Below are 19,515 nucleotides of genomic sequence, written 5' to 3'. Positions count from 1 at the left end.
GACTTTTCAAACTGGGGTTTTTTTCAAAGCGGCTTCGAAAAAAGTGCCATCGAAACTCAGTTTTGTGTAGGGACTTGCGCGGCGCTTTTCAATATTCTTGCTCCATCGAGATTCAATCAAACAAAAGAGACAGAGCAGATGGAGACAAGCAACCACGCACGACCGGGACTCACGCAGCGATGGGCCGTGCTCGCGCTGCTCGCGCTCGGCGTGCTGATTTCCTTCGTCGATCGCACGAGTATCTCGTCGACGCTGGCGGACGCGGATTTCATCCGGCACTTCGCGCTGAACGACGTGGACCGCGGCTGGATCAACGCGGCGTTCTTCTGGTCGTACGGCGCGTTTCAGGTGCCGATGGGCTGGGTCGCTGATCGCTACGGCGTGAAGTGGCCGTACGCGCTGAGCTTCGCGCTGTGGTGCGTCGCCACCGCGCTGATGGGCGCGGTGACCGCGCTCGCCAGCATCGTCGTATTGCGGCTCGTCATCGGGATGGCGGAAGCGATCGTGATTCCGGCCAGCTACCGATGGATCCGCAACAACTTCGACGAAAGCCAGAACGGTCTCGCCGTCGGCATTCTCGCAATGGGCAACAAGTTCGGCCCCGCGCTCGGCGCACCGGTGGGCGCGTGGTTCATCGTGCATTACTCGTGGCAGGTGATGTTCATCGCGACCGGTCTGGTCGGGCTACTGTGGCTCGTGCCCTGGCTCACGTTCGTGCGCAGCGACTTCCCGTCGAATCGGAAATCGCGCTCTCGGATCGCAGCGCGCGTTCGGTCAGCCTCGGCAGCATCCTGACGAGCCCCGTGGTGTGGGGCGGCATGATCACCAACTTCTGCTACGGCTACTTCACCTTCTACTGCATGACCTGGATGCCGGCGTATCTGGTCGAGCAGCGCAATCTGTCGATCTCGCGCTCCGGGCTCTTCACGTTCTTCAGTTTCGCGGGCATTGCGATCGTCGCGGCGCTCGCGGGATGGGCGGCGGATCGCGTCATCGCGAGCGGCCGCGATCCGATCCTCGTGCGCAAGGCCTTCACCGTGACGGGCTTCGCGGGCGGCTGCACGGTGCTGCTCGGCGCGTACGCCAACTCGCTGAACATGGCGCTGTTCTGGAACGTGCTGTCGCTCTCGCTGCTCGGCCTCGTCACCGCGAACAACCTCGTGCTGTCGCGCCTCACGCTGATTCCGAAGCAGGCCATCGGGCTCGTGACCGGCGTGCAGCAGGTCGCGACGAGTCTCGCGGGCGGCGTGGCGGCGAGTCTGTCCGGCTGGCTGTTGCACACGAGCGGCAGCTACGACCTGCCGATGATGGTCATCCTCGGCTTTCTGGTGGTCGGCGCGTTCGCGACGATGGTGCTCTATCGCCCCGAATGGGCGCCCAGGGTCGCGGAATCGCAAGGCGAATTACGACGCGCGTGAACACACGAAGTCATTGCACACATCACCTTCAAAGAGAAACACGGAACATGGCGAAGATCGTATTCGGGATGGCGGTGCCGCACAGCGGCATGCTGGGTCAGGCTCCGGAGGACTGGCTCATCAACGGCGAGCGCGACCGCAACAACAAGGAACTGTGGTTCCGCAACCGGACATGGACTTACCCCGAGCTGGAAGCGCATCGCGAGGCGGCGTTCGAAAAGTTTCTGACCATCGAGGAACGTACCGCGCGGGCGGCGCGCTGCCGCGTCGCGCTCGACAAGATGGCCGACGCGTACCGCGAAGCGAAGATCGATGTCGCGATCATTCTCGGCAAGGATCAGAAGGAGATCTTCACGGACTTCTCTCCGTCCATCGCGATCTATAGCGGCGCGGATGTGCACAACGGGCCGCCGCAACGTTCGGTGTACGCGCCGGATCATCACGTCGTGCATCAGTGCCATCCGAAGCTGGCGACCTATCTCATCGAATATTTTCAGCGCGAGAACTTCGATCTGACCGATCTGTTCGCGTGGCCCGACAACATGTGGATGAAGCCACTGCCCGAGTATCCCGTCGTGCCGCACGCGTACAGCTTCGTGTATCACCAGATCATGGGCGACGCGCCGCCGCCGCACGTGCCCGTCATCATGAACTGCTTCTATCCGCCGACGCAGCCGTCGATGTCGCGCTGCATCGAGTTCGGCCGCGTGCTGCGCGATGCGATCGCCGCGTGGCCCGAGGATGTGCGCGTGGGAATCTTCGCATCGGGCGGCCTGTCGCACTTCGTCAACGACGAAGAGTTCGATCACCGCATCATGAAGATGCTGGCCGATTACGACTACGACGGTCTCGCCGCGGTGGACGACCGCTCGTATCAATCCGGCACCTCGGAAATCAAGCTCTATGTGAGCGTGATGAAAGCGGTGCAGGAAACCCGCGCGCAGATGACCCTGGTGGATTACGTGCCGTGCTGGCGCACGCCTGCCGGCACCGGCGAAGGCATGGGCTTCATGTACTGGAAAGCCGCCGAATGAGCGGCGCGTCTGCGAATAACGACTGGAGGCATGTAGTGGATTCGAGTTCGTGTTTCAGGAGGCTCGTGGCGGGTCTCGTCATCGGCGGTGCGTGTAGCGTGACCTGGGGCGCGCCGGCATCGAAGGGCACGATGCTGCTCAACCGCGTCGGGCCGGTGACGTCCGAGTTGTATATCGCCAACGCGGACGGCAGCGACGAGCACAAGCTCCTGCCGGCGCCCGGCTTCGACTATCACGCGTCGTTCTCGAAGGACGGCCAGTGGATCGTGTTCACGTCCGAGCGCGACGGGCTCGGCGAATCGAACCTGTACCGCGTGAAAATCGACGGCACGGGTTTGCAGCGGCTGACGGACCATCTCGCCGTGGATGACGCCGCCGTGTTCTCTCCGGCCGATCCGAACGTGATCGCGTTCGTGTCGTCGCGCAAGGGCGAGGCGGGCTTCGGCACGGCCAACGTGTGGACGCTGAACATCGCGACCGGCGCGCTGAAGAACGTCACCAGCGCGATTCCATTCGATGCGTCGAAGCCGCACAGCTACTTCCGTCCGTCGTGGTCGCCGGATGGCAAGTGGCTGGCGTTGTCATCGGATATCGGCTCCGAGTGGCGCGGGCACAACCTGCCGGTCGGATGGGAGCGCACGCAGGAATCGAGCATCTACATCATTCGGCCCGATGGTTCCGGATGGAAGAAGATCGCGAGTCATCCCGGCTTCGACGACGGCTCGCCGTCGTGGTCGCCGGACGGCACGCATGTCGTGTTCTATGAGACGCCCGTTGAATCGACCTGGGGCGCGCATCGGCCGGAAGGCATCAACGCGGTGAGTTCACAGGTCGTATCGGTCGATCTGTCGAGTCTCGCCACGACCACGCTGACATCGACGCCAGGCTTCAAGGTATTCCCGCAATACCTCGATGCGACCAACGTGGCGTATCACGTCAAGGGCGGCGATACCGAAGGGCTCTACACGACGGCGGGCGCGTTCCGCGCGACCGGCAATACGGGATTACGCTCGCCGCGCTACTCGGCGGACGGCAGGAAGATGGTCTACGAGAAGGTGACGTTCCGTCCGGCGCACCCGAACGGCACGCCGATGTTCAGCTTCGATCCCGCATGGACGTACAAGTACATCGACGTGTTCCCGCAGATTTCGCTCGATCACAAACAGCTCGTGTACACGGAAAAGGCGATCGGTTCGTCGATCGCGGTGATCGATACGGACTTTTCGGGATACCGGCGCATCTATGATTCATCGACGAGCGGCCTCGATGCGGACATGGTCAGGAAGGGTCTGGCCGGTGCGTTCCAGCCGACCTGGTCGCCGGACCGGCAGTGGGTCGCGTTCGGCATCGGCGACTGGTTCTTCACGCGCGGCGCGGGGCCGGGGCGCATTGCGCGCATCAAGGCCGATGGCAGCATGAACGGACATCCCGAGATCCTCACCGATGGCGCGATGAACGCGGGCTTTCCCAGCTATTCGCCGGATGGGAAGAAGATCGTCTATCGCGTGTCGAACAAGACGCTTCAGGGCTTGCGCATTCTGGATCTGGACACGCGCGCCAGCACCGTCCTCACCAGCGAGCAGGACAATCTGCCGGGCTGGTCGCCGGACGGCACGAAGATCGTCTTTACGCGCAAGCAGGTGAATCCGGACGATCCGAACAAGTTCAACTACGACGTGTTCACTATCAGGCCGGACGGCACGGACCTCAAGCGTCTCACGTCGGACGGCTCGAATCAGGGGCATGCGGTGTGGACGTATGACGGCCGCATTGCCTATAGCTCGGGCAGCTACGGCTTTCGCGACGAACTCGCGCTGTACGACAACAGCTTCCAGCCCGATGGCCAGAACTGGGTGATGAACGCGGACGGCAGCGAGCCGCACGCCGTCACCGATACGCTCTGGGAAGAGGCGATGCCGCTGTACGTGCCGAATAACTGAATCTCTGAATTGCCTTGCCGTGTTGAGGCGTCGTGCTCAGGCACGACGCCTCTTTTTTTTGCGCAATCGCGCCAGCGAAATTCCTGCGCGCTGCTAAAAAAAATGCCAGCGAATCTCACTTTTGTGTAAAGGCTCGCGGCGTCTATTTCAATACCATGACTCAACGCCTCAATCAAAAGCAAAGCAGAAAGGCGCCGTCAGACCCTTAGCAAACCAGCACACGCCGGATTCACTTCGATGCCCCGGACGTCACGCGAATCAGACGGGGCAGATTAAAAAAATGGACGGAGACATGCAGAAATTTTCGACAGCCCTGGGCATGCCGCTCATCGGCGCAGCGCTCCTGTGTGGCATGAGCACTTACGCCAACGCCGAGGTCTATACGGCGCCGGGCGCGTCCGAGCCGCCTCAGGCGAAGCAGACTCAGGTCAATCCCACCGCGCCGCTTTCCGCGCCCAGCCTGAAGTCAGGTGAAGACCTGGGCGAGCCGCCCGTCACCTGGAACGATACGTACATCGGCTATCGGTACGGCAGGGACTTTCATTACCCCGGCATCGCGAGCAAGGTGGCGCAGAACATCGGCTCCCTCACGACGACGGGCGGCTTCCGCTTCGGCAGCTATGCGTTCAATGTCGATTATCTCGTGTCGAATGCGGCGAATCCGGAAGCGGGCGGCCCCTCGTCGGGCGGCGCGCAGGAAGTCTATAGCGTCGGACGCGTCGAGCTGAGCACGGGCAAGATTCTCGGGCGGTCGGTGGGCTTCGGCTTCATCCGCGATTATGGTCTGACGGTGGGTTATGAATTCGGCGCCAAGAACGATGCGTACGCCGAACGCGCGCGGATGCTCGTGCTCGGACCGACCATCGAATTCACCGTGCCGCACGGCTTCTGGAACCTCACGACGGGCCTGAGAACGGAGAGCAATCACAACGGCATCGTTGGCGTGGACGTGCATTTCCATACCGCGTGGCACGTCGAGAGCTCGTGGCTGTTCCCGTTCAGAGCCGGTCCGGTGCCGTTCATTCTGCGCGGCTTCGCGAGCGTGACGGGACCCAAGGGCAAGGACGGCTTCGGTGTCGAGACGAAGACGGAATTCCTCACGCGCGTCTCGCTGCTCGCGGATCTCGGTTCGTTCGCGGGGCATCCGCGCACGGTGTATGCGGGCCTGGGTTACGAGTACTGGCATAACATGTACGGCACGCCGTCGAACGCGGCGCACGGCACCATCACCTCTGCGCCGATGGTGATGGCCGAGATTCACTTCTGAGCGGCGCATCGTGAGCGAACGGGCAGGGCAGGCGATGGATATCGGTCGACCGGAGCGGATCAGGCGTGAGAACCCCTGGGGTGTGCTGATCCTGCTCGCCCTCGGACTGCTGATCTCCTTCGTCGATCGCACGAGCCTGTCGGCGGCGCTCGCCGACCGCAGCTTCGTGCGCGAATTCGCGTTGACGAGCGTGGAGCGCGGCTGGCTCAATTCGGCGGTGTTCTGGTCGTACGGCGTGTTTCAGATGCCGATGGGCTGGCTCGTCGATCGCTATGGCGTCAAATGGCCGTATTCCGTGTGCTTCGTCCTGTGGTGCCTCGCCGCGGCCGCCACGGGGCTCGTCTCGACGCTCTCCGCGCTGATCGTGATGCGCTTGCTCATCGGCGTGGCGGAGTCGGTGGTGGTGCCCGCAACGTATCGCTATCTCGCCAACAACTTCGAGGAGACGCGCAAGGGCACGGCGCTCGGCATCTTCTCGATCGGCGGCAAGATGGGGCCCGCGCTCGGCGCGCCGATCGCGGCGTGGATCATCGTCGCGTATTCGTGGCAAGTCATGTTCATCGCGACGGGACTCGTCGGCCTGATCTGGCTCATGCCGTGGCTGCGGATGGTGAAGAACGATTTTCCGAGCCGGCAAGAACTCGCGGAAGCGAAGCAGCGCGCGGCGTCGGTGCCGCTCAGGAATCTGCTCGCGAGTCCTGTCGTATGGGGCGGTCTCGTCAACAATTTCTGCTACAGCTATTTCGCCTTCTACTGCATGACGTGGATGCCCGCTTATCTTGTCGAGCAACGCGGGTTGTCGCTCGGCGATTCGGGACTCTATACGTTCTTCAGTTTCGCGGGTATCGCGATCGTCGCCGCGCTCGCGGGCTGGGCGGCGGACCTGCTGATCGCGCGCGGCAACGATGCGGTGTTCGTGCGCAAGTGCTTCATCGTGGCGGGGTTCATCGGCGGCACGACGGTGTTGCTCGGCGCGTACACGCCTTCATCGCAGATGGCGCTGTTCTGGAACGTGATGTCGCTCACGCTGCTCGGTCTCGTGACGGCGAACAATCTGGCGCTATGCAAGCTGACGCTCATTCCGAAGCAGGCGGTTGGTCTGAATACCGGGCTCCAGCAAGTCGCGACGAGCCTCGGCGGCGGCGTGTCGGCGAGTCTGTCGGGATGGCTGCTGCATGTCGGTGGCGACTACACGTTGCCGATGATGGCGATCTTCGCGTTCCTGCTGATCGGCGCGACGAACACCGTCGTCATGCTCAGACGCGAATGGGCGCCGAAGGTCGATGAGATCGCCCTTGCACGTCCGCACGATGGATTGAGCCGCCAGCCCGATTAACCGAAACAGAAAGTCCTTTAGAGCCTGAGCGCGCAAGCCAGCGTGCGGCTTCGTGCTGCCTGAAAAAAACAAGCAAAACAGGAGACAAAATGAAGAAGCTGATTTTCACGCTGACCGGCGTGGCGTTTGCCTGCGCGTTCAATCTTGCGCATGCGCAATCGGCGGTGACGCTGTACGGCATTATCGATAATGGCATCGAATATCGGAACACGACGGGCGGTTCGGTGGTGCGCGCCGTATCGGGTGGATTATTCGCGAGCCGTTATGGGCTGAAGGGCAGCGAAGATATCGGCGGCGGAATAAAGATCAATTTCCAGTTGGAGCAAGGCTTTTCGGGCGTGACGGGTGCCGCCGCGAATGCGTCGGCCGCCTTCAACCGGCAGGCGTGGCTCGGCGTATCGGGCGCATTCGGCGAGATGCGCATCGGCTTGCAGAACACGCCGCAGTACATCTTCATCAACCCCGAGCTGGACCCCGTCGCCGTGATGAGCATCGGCTCGCCGATGAACAGCTTCAACAGTCTCACGATCCGCGAAAACAACGCGATCTCCTGGTTCACGCCGACGTTCTACGGCCTGACCGCGCAATTCATGATTGCCCTGCGCGACGCGACGACCCAGCCCGTCAACGGCATCCAGTTCTATAACGCGGCTGTCCGCTATGTGAACGGGCCGTTCCGGCTGGGCGCCGGCTACGAGCAGGCAGCGAATGCGACGGGCACGTCGATTCTCAAGCTGTTCAACGCGGGCGCATCGGTCGAAGTCGGAGCGGCGCGTTTCTATCTCGCCTATCACACGGAAAGACAGACGGACGACACCGTCAAGCGCGACGTGTATGAAGTATCAGGATCGTATTCGTTCACTCCGGCCGATCAGCTCTCGCTCATGTACGGTTATGCACATGATCGCCTCGGGCAAGGCAACAACGCCCAGCAGATCGGTGTGACCTATTCGTATTCGCTCTCGAAGCGCACGACGCTCTACGGCTCGGCGGGCTTTCTCCAGAACCGCAATCAGGCGAAATTCACGCTCAACGGCACGGGTTATACGGGCCTCGCGGTCGCGCCGGGCACGGATTCGCGCGGGATGATCGTCGGCATGGTGCATCGATTCTGATCGGGTGGAAACATATTGAAAAATCTTGGCGGTTTCCGCTGCGCTTCAGCGAGGTTATGATCTTTTCCTCGATGAGTCCCGCAAGGGACTCCGCGCAAAGCAGCGCCACAAGCTGCCGCGCAAGCCTGGAACGATGACGGCGGCCAGCGCAGCGCCGACCGTCGAGGAGACGTCATGACACAGGGTGCCTCGCCAAAATATCCGCCCCGCACGGGCGGCAGGTCGCAGCTCACCACGGTTCCGAAGGTTCGCCTCTATGTCGAGCAGCCCGAGGAAAAGCAGTGGTTCGTGCATGTCGGCCATGTCACCGAACGCGGGCGCTGGCGTACCGAACCGCACGCGCATCCCGAGTACGGGCAGGTCATTTTCGTGCGCAGCGGGCGCGGCGTGATGAACCTCGAAGGCCGCAACGTGCCCTTCGAAGGCCCGTGCGCGCTGTTGCTGCCCACCGAATGTGTCCACGGTCTGAACTACGAGTACGACGCCGACCGCTGGGTCGTGACCATCGAAGTGTCGTATCTGGCGCAGGTCAATGCGCGACTGCACGAGTTCATCGCGCTGTGGTCGACGCCGCGCGTGATCTCGCTGGTCGATTCGGAAGAGGCGGGTCTCGACGTGCACACGCTCATCAGAAGCCTCGGACAGGAAGTCGAATCCGACGCCACCGGTCATGTCGTCGGCACCGAAGCGCTGCTCACCATGCTGCTGCTCAAGCTCGTGCGTGAAACGAATTTCGACGAGACCGGCGGCGAATCCGGCACGCGTCACGATATCCGCGTGGTGGAACGCTTTCGCAAACTGATCGACGAACATTTCCGCGAGAACCTGCCCTTGCAGGAGTATGCGTCGAGGATGGCGATCTCGCTGGTGCAGTTGCGCGCGGCGTGCGCGTCGGCGTCGGAGCAGAGCCCGACCAAGATGATCCATGCGCGCATCATCACGGAGGCGAAGCGCAATCTCATCTTCGGCGACCAGTCGGTGGAACAGATCGCGTTCGGGCTCGGCTTCGCGGATGCCGCGTATTTCACGCGTTTTTTCCGCCGCGAAGTGGGACAGGCGCCGAGCCAGTTTCGCGCGGCGGCGCGGCAGCAGCAACCGCAGAAGAAGTCTTCGTCGCGCTAGCGCGGCCCGGCATGCGAGGTGAGAAAAGTCCCGGCGAATCGGGGTTTTTTACAGGGACTCGCCGCGCTGGATCGAATAGGCTTGCAACAACGTCATTCGCCATTCGATCATGATGCAGCTCTTCCGACGCACCTTGCCGATCCTCATGCTGCTGCTTGCAGCGGCGATATACGCGAGCGCCGCGATGCCCGCGCAGGATGCGCCGCCCGAATACGTCTATGTGGGCACGCAGGGCAATCGCATCGAAGGGCTGCGGCTCGATCCGGCGAGCGGCGAGCTGACGGCCACCGCACCGGCGAACGTCGACATCAGGCCCACGTGGCTGCTGACGCATCCGAGCCTTCCGGTGCTCTATGCCGTCGATGACCGGAGCGACAGGCCGGGCAGCGTGAGCGCGTTCAATGTGAACCGGGAGACGGGCGAATTGCGCCGACTCGACACCGTCGCGACGCAAGGCGTCGGCACGACCCATCTCACGTTCGATGCCGCGTCCAACACGCTCCTCGCCGCCAATTACAACAGCGGCTCCGTGTCGAGCATCGCGGTTCACGAGGACGGCAGCCTGGGCGAGACGGCATCCACGATCATCGAAAGCGGTTCCGGCCCGAACAGGCGGCAGATGAGCGCGCATGCGCACAGCGCCGTCGTCGATCCTTCCGGGCGCTACGTTCTCGTGCCCGATCTCGGCGCGGACCGCGTGTTCGTCTATCGCTTCGATCGCGCGACGCATGCGCTGTCGAAGGACGATGCGAACCCGTCGCGCGCTTTCGTCGCGCCCTTCGGCAGCGGTCCTCGTCATATCGTGTTCGGCGCGGACGGGCGCTTCGCTTATCTCATCACCGAACTGTCCGCCGATGTGATGGTGCTTCGCTGGGATGCATCGCAAGGGCGCCTGAGGCTCGTGCAGTCGCTGCCCGTTTCGAGCGCCGGATACACGGGCGCGAAGAGCGGCGCGGAAATCGCGGTCAGCCGCGACGGGCGTTTTGTCTATGCCGCCGATCGTGGCGCGAACGAGATCGTCGTTTATCGCGTCGATGTCGCGAGCGGTGCGTTGTCGGAAATACAGCGTGCAAGCTCGAACGGCGTCAAGCCGTGGGGCTTCGGTATCGATCCGTCAGGGAAATGGCTGTTGATCGCGAATCAGGCGAGCGGCACCGTGACCGTACTGGGTGTCGATCCGCTCTCTGGTCTGCTGAAGAGCACGCGCAACTCAGCGCCCGTGCGCAATGCAGTGAGCATCGCCTTCGTGCGCTGACGGCGACGACCGCGCTGCCTCAAGTCACCGCGCCATTCTTCATCGTGCTTGCCACGAAATCGTATTCTTCCGTGTTGATATGCGTGAGTCTGTACTCGACCGGTTTCTGGTTGATCGAGTAGGCAACGCGTTCGACTTCCATCACTGCCGATCCGGCATCGAGTTGCAGGATCGCGCTTTCGGATTCGCTTACGCGCCCGACGCGCAGACGCTCGTCGGTGCCGGCCACGTTGATGCCGAATGCGTCCTGATAGAAGTTGTAGAGCGTGTCCTGCCGGCTGCGCAGCGTGCTTTCGGTGAGTCCGGGGAAGAGCGTCTCGGGCAGCATGATGTGGTCGATCATGATGACTTTCTCGTGGAGCGCGAGCGCGTTCACGAAGGAATATAGCCGCGCGCCATCATCGATGCCGAGCCGGGCCGCAATGGCCGGCGACGCCTTCACCCTGCGGAAGTCGATCAGCGTGACGACGGGATAGGTGCGCTCGCCGTCGCGCCGCGTGACGCGAAAGTAGCGGAAAAAGTGGCGGTCGCGCCGATGCATCGCCACGAAGGTGCCGAGCCCCTGATGACGGATCAGGATGTTTTCGGCGCACAGCTCGTCAATGGCTTTCCTCAGCGTGCCGATCGACACGCCGAACCGTTCCGCCAGCTTTTTCTCGGACGGAATGACTTCGCCGCCCTTCCATTCCTGCACGGTCAGTGCAGCAAGCATGGCTTCCTTGACTTCCTTGTAACGCGTGCCGCCAGGACTGGTCGGCATGGCGGTGACTGTGCTCATCACGCCTCCCTCGCTCTGCTTTATATGGCGCTCATTCTACCCGCTCATCGAAAAGATGTAACACATATAGATGAGTTAGTTGACATGGATGAGATGGACGCCTAGTATTCATTCAACGGCGGGCGTGAGGCGGATGGCCTGGCCGATTGACCAACCATGACGGAGGAGCACATGAGTTACGCGGCGGCGGGAGCAGGCAGTGCAACGAAGCAGGCGGCAAGCGGCGAGCGCAGAACGATCCATATCGTGCTGCACGAGGCGAAGGACACCGTGGGCGTGGCGGTCGTCGAGGGCATCAAGGCGGGCTCGCAACTGAACGCCTGGATCATGGACGAAGATGAAATCGTCACGGTGGCAGCCAAGCAGGACATTCCCATCGGTCACAAGGTGGCGCTCAAGGATATGTCGGTAGGCGACACGGTGTTCAAGTACGGCGTGGATATCGGCAAGGTGGTCGCGCCCATCACGGCGGGCGAGCACGCCCACGTGCACAACATCAAGACGAAGCGCTGGTAAGCCCTGCATCGCAGCCGGCTACTTCCACCCCACATCGAGAGAGACATCATGAGCGTGCTTCAACTGGACACTACCTTCCGTGGTTATCGCCGTGAGAACGGCCGCGTCGGCGTGCGCAACCACGTCATCATCCTGCCGGTGGACGATCTGTCCAACGCAGCGGCGATGGCCGTCGAAAGCGCCATCAAAGGCACTATGGCCATTCCGCATCCGTATGGCCGCCTGCAATTCGGCGCGGACCTGGATCTGCATTTCCGCACGCTGATCGGCGCGGGCAGCAACCCGAACGTCGCGGCGGTCGTCGTGATCGGCATCGAGGAAGGCTGGACCAAGCGCGTGGTCGACGGCATCGCGAAATCCGGCAAGCCGGTGATGGGCTTCGGCATCGAGCTGCACGGCGATCACGACACGATCATGCGCGCATCGAAAGCGGCCAAGGAAATGGTGCAGTACGCGACCACGCTAGAGCGCGAGGAATGCCCGATCAGCGAACTGTGGGTCTCGACCAAGTGCGGCGAATCGGACACGACCTCGGGTTGCGGCGCGAATCCCACGGTCGGTAACGCGTTCGACAAGCTTTATGGCCTCGGCAATACGCTCGTCTTCGGCGAGACCTCGGAACTGACGGGCGGCGAACAGATCGTCGCCGCGCGCTGCGCGAACGACGGCGTGCGCGAGCGCTTTCAGTTCATGTTCGACCGCTATCAGGACATGATCAATCGCTGGAAGACCGACGATCTTTCGGAATCGCAGCCGACCAAGGGCAACATCGCCGGCGGCCTGACGACCATCGAAGAGAAGGCGCTCGGCAACATCCAGAAGATCGGCAAGAAGTGCATGGTCGACGGCGTGCTCGACAAGGCCGAGGAGCCGACGCATTCGGGTCTGTGGTTCATGGATTCGTCGTCGGCGGCGGCGGAAATGGTCACGCTGTGCGCGGCTTCGGGCTTCGCGGTGCACTTCTTCCCGACCGGCCAGGGCAACGTGATCGGCAACGCGATCGTGCCGGTGATCAAGATCTGCGCGAATCCGCGCACGGTGCGCACGATGGGCGAGCACATCGACGTAGACGTCTCCGGCATCCTGCAACGCGAGCAGAACCTCGATCAAACCGGCGACAAGCTGCTCGAATGCATGCTCGCCACCGCGAATGGCCGCTGGACTTCGGCGGAAACGCTCGGTCACCGCGAGTTCGTGCTGACGCGTCTGTTCGAGAGCGCGTAAGGCGCAAAGCGCGGCATCGCGTGCGGCGGCCTGGTTGCGCCGCACGCGCGAGAAATATCGAAGCAGCAAGAGCAATCAGAGAGAGGTCCCCATCCGGCGCGCGCCGGTTCGCAAGCCGTCCGAGAAGCGGCGCGAACCGATATCGCGCCCCGGTCGTCATCTGGCAGCAGCGAGTGGAGGAGACACCATCTTGCGCATGCTCAAGCATCTCTATGTCCAGGTCCTGATCGGCCTGGCAGCCGGCATTCTCGTCGGCTATTTCGCGCCGGCGCTGGGCGTGCAGTTCAAGCCGCTCGGCGATACGTTCATCCGCCTCATCAAGATGCTCATCACGCTCCTGATCTTCTGCACGGTGTCGGTCGGCATTGCTCGCATGGAGAGCCTGAAGCAGGTCGGGCGCGTCGGCTTCAAGACGATTCTCTATTTCGAGGTGGTCACGACGCTCGCGCTCGTGATCGGCATGATCGTCGCTAACGTGATGCATCCGGGCGCGGGTCTCGACATCGATCCGAAGACGCTCGATCCCGGCGCGGTCTCGCATTTCGTCACCGAAGTGCATACCGCCGAGCACCGAAGCATGCTCGAGGAGATCGTGCCGAACTCGGTCGTGGGCGCGTTCGCGCGCGGCGATCTGCTTCAGGTGCTGCTGTTTTCAGTGCTGTTCGGGGTGGCGTTGTCGCTGATGTCCGAGCGCAGCAAGTTTCTCTCGCAGTGCATCGAGCAACTCGGCGACGCGTTGATGCGCATCGTCGAAATGATCATGCGGCTCGCACCGCTCGGCGCGTTCGGCGCGATCGCGTTCACGGTCGGCAAATACGGCATCGGTACCTTGCAGCAACTGGGCCTGTTGATTCTGTGCTTCTACGCGACCAGCATCATCTTCGTCGCGCTCGTGCTCGGCACCGCATGCCGCTGGGCGGGCGTGGGGCTGTGGCCACTCTTGCGCTATCTGCGCGAGGAACTGCTGATCGTGCTCGGCACGTCGACCACCGAATCCGTGCTGCCGCGTCTGATGGAAAAGCTCGAACGGCTGGGCTGCCCGAAATCGGTCGTCGGACTCGTGCTGCCGACCGGCTATTCGTTCAACCTCGACGGCGCCGCCATCTATCTGACGATGACCTCGCTCTTCATCGCGCAGGCAACCAACACGCATCTCTCGCTGATGCAGCAGCTCGGCCTGCTCGCGATTTTGCTGGTGACATCGAAGGGCGGAGCCGGTGTAGCGGGCGCGGCGCTGGTTGCGCTGACCGCCACGCTGTCGTCGCACAACATCATTCCGGTCGCTGGGATCACCCTCATCATCGGCATCGATCGCGTGCTCAACGAGATTCGCGCGCTCGTCAACATGATCGGCAATGCGGTCGCGACACTGGTGGTCGCGCGCTGGGAAGGCGTGTTCGATGTCGAGACGGCGCGCGCGATGCTCGCGAACCCGCGCGCCGCGAACGATGAAGAAGCGCGCCTGATGATCGAACCCGCGCGGGACATGCACAAATGAGCGCATCCGACGACGTCACCGTTTCGGTGAAGGATCTGCACACGCTGGCCCGCCAGGCCTTGCTCGAAGCGGGCGCGACGCCCGCAACGGCGCAGGCGACCGCGCAGGCGCTCGTGTATGCGGATGCGCGCGGCCTGTCCTCGCACGGCGTGAGCCGGTTGCCGATGTATCTCGCGCAGTTGCGCAACGGTCGCGTCGATGCAAACGCGGTGCCGTGCATCGTGCGCGACAAGGGCGCGGCGTTTCTCGTCGATGCCTGCGACGGACTCGCCTTCGGCGCATGCGAACTGGCGATCGCGACGGGCATCGAGCGCGCGCGGACCTTCGGCACGGCGGCCGCGAGCGTCACGCGCAGTCATCACTTCGGCGCGGGTGCGTATCACTTGGAAGCGGCCGGCGCGGCGGGCCTCGTCGGGCTCGCGTTCAGCAACTCGCCGGGCGCGATGCCCGCGTGGGGCGGAACGCGTCCGCTGTTCGGCACCAACCCGATCGCCGCCGTGTTCCCGCGCGCAAATGGCGCGCCGCTCATGATCGATCTGTCGATGTCGCAAGTGGCGCGCGGCAGGATCATGGTCGCGGCGCGCGACGACCAACCCATTCCCCAAGGATGGGCCACCGCGGCGGACGGAAAGCCCACGACCAGCGCGCGGGCCGCGCTCGACGGCATGATGCTGCCGTTCGGCGGCGCGAAGGGCGCGATGCTCGCGCTCGTCGTCGAATTGCTCGCGGCGGCGTTGTCGGGCGCGCAATTCGGCGCGGAAGCCGGCTCGTTTCTCACGGAAGACGGACCGCGCTCGGGCGTGGGCCATCTCTTCTGGCTGATCGATCCCGAAGCGCTCGCGGGCACGCAGCTGTATCAGCGCAGGATCGAGACGCTCGTTGAATTGATGCTGGCCGATCCGGACGTGAGATTGCCCGGTTACCGGCGCCAGGACATTGCAGCGCGCAGCGAGCGTACGGGAATCGTGATGAATCGTGCCTTGCTGAGCCAGCTTCGAGCGCTGGCGAAGGAAAGAACCGACACAATATGAAGTAATCGACGTTCCCGCTTTACCTTCTTCCAGCGCTATAAGAAACCGGCACCGATGCCGCGGAGACAAGCATGCGAAAAATCTTTCGTCAGATTTACGTTCAGGTGCTCATCGCAATCGTGGCAGGCGCGCTGCTCGGCCATTACTTTCCCCACTTCGGGCAGAGCGTCGCGCCGTTGAGCACGGCGTTCATCAAACTGGTCAAGATGGTCACCGCGCCGCTGATTTTCGTGACCATCGTGCTCGGCGCGAAGGAGATGGGCGGCGCGGGCGCGCTGGGGCGCATCGGCGGACGGTCGATCATCCTGTTCGAACTGACCACGACCATCGCGCTGCTCATGGGTCTGTGGGCCGTGAACTATATCCAGCCCGGCGCGAGCCTCAACCTCACACCGGCATCGATCGATGCGAGCGTGCTGAGCGGATACGAACGCTCGATGCATGCGTCGGGCGGCATCACCGAATTTTTTCTGAACATCATTCCCGATAGCGCGGTGTCGGCCTTCGCGCATTCGGACATGCTGCAAGTCGTGCTCTTCTCGACCCTTTTCGCGATCGGTCTTTCTCATGCGGGCAAGGCAGGCGAGCCAGCGTACAAGTTCTTCGAGGCGATCAGTCACGCGCTCTTCGGCATCGTGCGCATCGTCATGCGTGTCGCGCCGATCGGCGCATTCGGCGCGATGGCCTATGCCGTCGGGAAGTTCGGCTTCGCCACCATGAACTCGTTGATGATGCTGCTGGTCACGGTCTATGTCGCGACGCTCGCGTATATCGTGCTGGTGCTGGGCGGCATCTGCCTGATGTGCGACGTCAGCCTGTGGCGGCTGCTCAAGTACATCCGCGGCGAGATCCTGCTCGTCATCGCGACGGTTTCATCGGAAGCGGCGTTTCCGCAGCTCGTCAAGAAGCTCGAAGCGCTCGGATGTCCGACGGGCGTGGTCGGCATCGTCATGCCGATGGGCTACACCTTCAATCTGGCCGGAACGTGCGTGGCGCAGGTCATTTGCGCGGTGTTCATTGCGCAGGCCTTCGGCATTCAACTGTCGGTGGCCGAGCAGGCGGTGCTCGTCGGCATTTCGATGCTGACGTCCAAGGGCATGGCGGGCGTGGCCGGCGCGAGCTTCATCTGTTTGCTGGCGACGCTCGCGGCGTTCAAGCACATTCCGATCGAAGGCGCGGCGCTCGTGCTGGGCGTCGACCGGTTCATCGCCGAAGTTCGCGCGACGACTAACATGATCGGCAACGCGGTCGCCACGGTGGCCGTCGCGCATTGGGAACGCCAGCGCGACGACGTCTGCATGCGCGAGACGCTCGGCATGCGGCCGAAGGCGTCGAACGCGGCGTGAATGTCGCGGCCGGTCAGGCCGGCGGCGGCCCGCTCGTGCCGCGCACGACAAGTTCGATCGGCAGGCAGAGATTCGCGGGGACGCGCTCCGACGTGAGCCAGTCGAGCAAGGTGAGTGCGGTGCGTTGGCCGAGTTCGTAGGTCGGCAACAGCACGGTGGAAAGACCCGGCGTGATCTGCGAGGAAATCGGCAGGTTGTCGCAGCCGACGATCGATAGTTCGCGCGGCACGTCGATCTTCATCGATTGCGCCTCGAACAGTGCGCCGAGCGCGAGGACGTCGTTGCCGCAAAAGACGGCGCTCGGGCGAGGGCGAAGCTGCATCAGATGCTTCAGACCCGCGCGTCCGCCATCGAAGCCGAACGGCTGCTCGACGACATTGGCTTCCGGCAGGCGCAAGCCCGCGTCCGCAAGCGTCGTGCGAAAGCCATCGACGCGATGCCGCGCGCGGTCGTTCTGGCGCGTGAGGCCGGAGATCATGCCGAATGTCCGATGCCCGAGCGACAGCAGATGCTCCGCCGCGAGCTTCCCGACGAGGCGGTTATCGAAGCCGATGAGCGGCGTGGAAGCCGTGAGGAATTCGCTGGCGTCGACGGCGTTGGTCCAGGTGATGAGCACCGGAATGCGGCTTGCGCGAACGAGTTCCCATGTTTCATGGGCGTGATCCGCGCCGACGAGCACGAGCGCATCGACCGCGCGTTCGAGCAGCGCGCGCGCGCTTTCCGTCTCGGCGGCAAGACTGTATTCGTGCGATGAGATCAGCAACTGGTAGCCCGCGCCGGAGAGCGTGCTTTGCAGACCTTGCACCGCGCGCGCGAAGATGGCGTTGTCGAGTGTCGGAACGATCGCGCCGACCATGCGCGCCCGGCCGAGCGCCAGCGCCCGTGCCGCGCCGTCGGGAACGTAGCCCAACCGCGCAACCGCTTGCAGAATGCGTTCGCGGGTCGGTCCTTTCACCACGTCGGGATTGGACAGCGCGCGCGACACGGTTGCCGTGGAGACGCCCGCGAGCGCCGCGACATCGGCGAGTCTGGGCCTTTCGTCGTTGCTCATGGACGGGCTTGCATGTTCGTTCGAAGTCGTCATTGTATGAATGTCGAGCAATGTGGCGAAATAGAGGATGCCTCTAGGTAACAGTCCCGATGTCATCGCAGAGAAGTCGCTTTATTATAAATGCAAGCGCTTGCATTTAGCGCTGCAGGAACACATCAGCCGAGTTCAGTATCGGCTTATTTTTAAGGCAAAGATGCAAGCGCTTGCATTTTAAGATCGAAGTGTTCGAACTCAGGAGCAGACCATGACGGTGTTGTATATCAAGAAGGCCGCCAAGACCCCGGAAACCGAAACCGCCACCGCCCAGCGGGTCGTCACGGAGATGCTGGCGGAGATCGAGGCCGACGGCGAAGCCGCCGTGCGCGCTTACGCGGCGAAGCTCGATCGCTGGGACGGCGAGATCATCGTGTCGCCCGAGGAAATCGAGCGGCGCGCGTGCGAAGTGCCGCAGCATATTCGCGACGACATCGACTTCGCGGTGAAGCAAGTGCGTGACTTCGCGCTCGCGCAGCGTCGCTCGATCGAAGATTTCTCGGTCGAGCTGCATCCGGGCGTGACGGCGGGTCAGCGTGTGGTTCCGGTGAACGTCGTCGGCTGCTATGCGCCGGCCGGGCGTTACGCGCATATCGCGTCGGCGTACATGGGCGTTGCGACGGCGAAGGCAGCCGGCGTGAAAACGGTGATTGCCTGCTCCAGCCCGTTTCGCGGCGGCGGTATTCATCCGTACGTGCTGTACGCGTTCAAGGCGGCGGGCGCGGATGTCGTGATGACGCTCGGCGGCGTCCAGGCGATCGCTTCGATGGCGTATGGTCTCTTCACCGGCAAACCGGCGGATGTCGTCGTCGGTCCGGGCAACAAGTTCGTCGCGGAAGCGAAGCGCGCGTTGTTCGGCAAGGTCGGCATCGACGTGTTCGCGGGTCCGTCGGAAGTCGCCGTCATCGCCGACGAGACCGCCGATCCGGCGATCGTCGCGAGCGATCTGGTCGGCCAGGCCGAACACGGCCACGAGTCGCCCGCGTGGCTTTTCACGACCTCGAAGGCGCTCGCCGCCGAAGTGATGGCGCTGGTGCCGCGCCTGATCGACGACCTGCCGCCGACCGCCCGCGACGCCGCCGCCGCCGCATGGCGCGATTATGGCGAAGTGATCCTCTGCGACACGCGCGAGGAAGTGGTCGAGATATCGGACCGCTACGCCTCCGAGCATCTCGAAGTGCACGCCGCCGATCTGGACTGGTGGCTCGACACGCTCACGTGTTACGGCTCGCTGTTCCTGGGCGAGGAAACCACGGTCGCGTTCGGCGACAAGACCAGCGGCCCGAACCACGTCCTGCCGACCAAGGGCGCGGCGCGCTATTCCGGCGGGCTTTCCGTGCACAAGTTCGTGAAGACGCTGACGTGGCAGCGCATGACGCGCGATGCGGCCAGACGGATCGGCGAAGTCACGGCGCGCATCTCGCGTCTCGAAGGCATGGAGGCGCATGCGAGAACGGCCGACGACCGCCTGAAGAAATACTTTCCCGACGAGCAGTTCGAAAAGGGCGAGACGGTTCAGGTTTGAACGCACAACGCACTCGACGGAGCGAC

17 protein-coding genes are annotated in these 19,515 nt (G+C 63.1%); 15 read left to right on the top strand and 2 right to left on the bottom strand.

What is annotated here, in order from left to right; genetic code table 11:
* Nucleotides 1–138 precede the first annotated feature (138 nt).
* From AWB80_RS45475 to AWB80_RS36015, 9 genes are all read left to right on the top strand, one after another.
* Nucleotides 139–795 carry an MFS transporter gene (locus AWB80_RS45475; protein ID WP_341866858.1) on the top strand — a complete coding sequence of 219 codons (657 nt, stop codon included), beginning with the start codon at nt 139–141 and terminating at the stop codon, nt 793–795.
* A 23-nt stretch (nt 796–818) separates the two neighbouring features.
* Complete coding sequence (locus AWB80_RS45470) at nt 819–1,418, top strand: MFS transporter (RefSeq protein ID WP_341866857.1); 600 nt, start codon at nt 819–821, stop codon at nt 1,416–1,418.
* Nucleotides 1,419–1,465: 47 nt separating this feature from the next.
* Complete coding sequence (locus AWB80_RS36045) at nt 1,466–2,452, top strand: DODA-type extradiol aromatic ring-opening family dioxygenase (RefSeq protein ID WP_061179407.1); 987 nt, start codon at nt 1,466–1,468, stop codon at nt 2,450–2,452.
* Nucleotides 2,449–4,392, top strand: coding sequence for a PD40 domain-containing protein (locus AWB80_RS36040; RefSeq protein ID WP_087131861.1), 1,944 nt, complete (start codon nt 2,449–2,451; stop codon nt 4,390–4,392). Before AWB80_RS36045 ends, AWB80_RS36040 begins: the two co-directional genes overlap by 4 nt.
* A 292-nt stretch (nt 4,393–4,684) precedes the next feature.
* Nucleotides 4,685–5,659 carry a hypothetical protein gene (locus tag AWB80_RS36035; RefSeq protein WP_143328199.1) on the top strand — a complete coding sequence of 325 codons (975 nt, stop codon included), beginning with the start codon at nt 4,685–4,687 and terminating at the stop codon, nt 5,657–5,659.
* A 34-nt stretch (nt 5,660–5,693) separates the two neighbouring features.
* Nucleotides 5,694–6,995 (top strand): MFS transporter, encoded by a 1,302-nt coding sequence (locus tag AWB80_RS36030; protein WP_061179405.1) that lies wholly within the window; start codon nt 5,694–5,696, stop codon nt 6,993–6,995.
* Between the two features lie 89 nt (nt 6,996–7,084).
* Nucleotides 7,085–8,110: a porin gene (locus AWB80_RS36025; protein WP_061179404.1), complete on the top strand. Its 1,026-nt coding sequence runs from the start codon at nt 7,085–7,087 to the stop codon at nt 8,108–8,110.
* Between the two features lie 174 nt (nt 8,111–8,284).
* On the top strand, nt 8,285–9,232 hold the full coding sequence (locus AWB80_RS36020) for a helix-turn-helix domain-containing protein (protein ID WP_061179403.1): 948 nt from the start codon (nt 8,285–8,287) through the stop codon (nt 9,230–9,232).
* A gap of 109 nt (nt 9,233–9,341) precedes the next feature.
* Nucleotides 9,342–10,487, top strand: coding sequence for a lactonase family protein (locus tag AWB80_RS36015; protein ID WP_061179402.1), 1,146 nt, complete (start codon nt 9,342–9,344; stop codon nt 10,485–10,487).
* 19 nt (nt 10,488–10,506) lie between these two features.
* On the opposite strand, the gene AWB80_RS36010 is transcribed toward AWB80_RS36015, so the two are convergent.
* Nucleotides 10,507–11,265: a GntR family transcriptional regulator gene (locus tag AWB80_RS36010; protein WP_061179401.1), complete on the bottom strand. Its 759-nt coding sequence runs from the start codon at nt 11,263–11,265 to the stop codon at nt 10,507–10,509.
* A gap of 246 nt (nt 11,266–11,511) precedes the next feature.
* Between AWB80_RS36010 and AWB80_RS36005 the strand changes: the two genes are divergently transcribed.
* From AWB80_RS36005 to AWB80_RS35985, 5 genes are all read left to right on the top strand, one after another.
* Nucleotides 11,512–11,781 (top strand): UxaA family hydrolase, encoded by a 270-nt coding sequence (locus AWB80_RS36005; protein ID WP_061179423.1) that lies wholly within the window; start codon nt 11,512–11,514, stop codon nt 11,779–11,781.
* A 48-nt stretch (nt 11,782–11,829) separates the two neighbouring features.
* Nucleotides 11,830–13,005 carry a UxaA family hydrolase gene (locus AWB80_RS36000; RefSeq protein WP_061179400.1) on the top strand — a complete coding sequence of 392 codons (1,176 nt, stop codon included), beginning with the start codon at nt 11,830–11,832 and terminating at the stop codon, nt 13,003–13,005.
* Between the two features lie 196 nt (nt 13,006–13,201).
* Complete coding sequence (dctA, locus tag AWB80_RS35995) at nt 13,202–14,503, top strand: C4-dicarboxylate transporter DctA (RefSeq protein ID WP_244206917.1); 1,302 nt, start codon at nt 13,202–13,204, stop codon at nt 14,501–14,503.
* Complete coding sequence (locus tag AWB80_RS35990) at nt 14,500–15,534, top strand: Ldh family oxidoreductase (RefSeq protein WP_061179399.1); 1,035 nt, start codon at nt 14,500–14,502, stop codon at nt 15,532–15,534. The genes dctA and AWB80_RS35990 overlap by 4 nt, the downstream gene beginning before the upstream one ends.
* Nucleotides 15,535–15,605: 71 nt before the next feature.
* On the top strand, nt 15,606–16,880 hold the full coding sequence (locus AWB80_RS35985; RefSeq protein ID WP_087131859.1) for a cation:dicarboxylate symporter family transporter: 1,275 nt from the start codon (nt 15,606–15,608) through the stop codon (nt 16,878–16,880).
* A gap of 13 nt (nt 16,881–16,893) precedes the next feature.
* Here AWB80_RS35985 and AWB80_RS35980 read toward each other — a convergent pair whose 3' ends face one another.
* The gene (locus tag AWB80_RS35980) at nt 16,894–17,931 is read right to left on the bottom strand and encodes a LacI family DNA-binding transcriptional regulator (protein ID WP_061179421.1); all 1,038 of its coding nucleotides are present in this window, start codon (nt 17,929–17,931) and stop codon (nt 16,894–16,896) included.
* Between the two features lie 244 nt (nt 17,932–18,175).
* On the opposite strand from AWB80_RS35980, the gene hpsN reads away from it, so the two are divergent.
* Nucleotides 18,176–19,489, top strand: a complete 1,314-nt coding sequence (gene hpsN / locus AWB80_RS35975) for a sulfopropanediol 3-dehydrogenase (protein WP_061179397.1) — start codon at nt 18,176–18,178, stop codon at nt 19,487–19,489.
* Nucleotides 19,490–19,515: the final 26 nt, after the last annotated feature.

The sequence above is a fragment of the Caballeronia pedi genome, assembly GCF_001544915.2.
GTDB lineage: Bacteria > Pseudomonadota > Gammaproteobacteria > Burkholderiales > Burkholderiaceae > Caballeronia > Caballeronia pedi.
The sequence above is the reverse complement of the archived record's forward strand: the minus strand, read 5'-3'. Positions and strand labels throughout refer to the sequence as shown.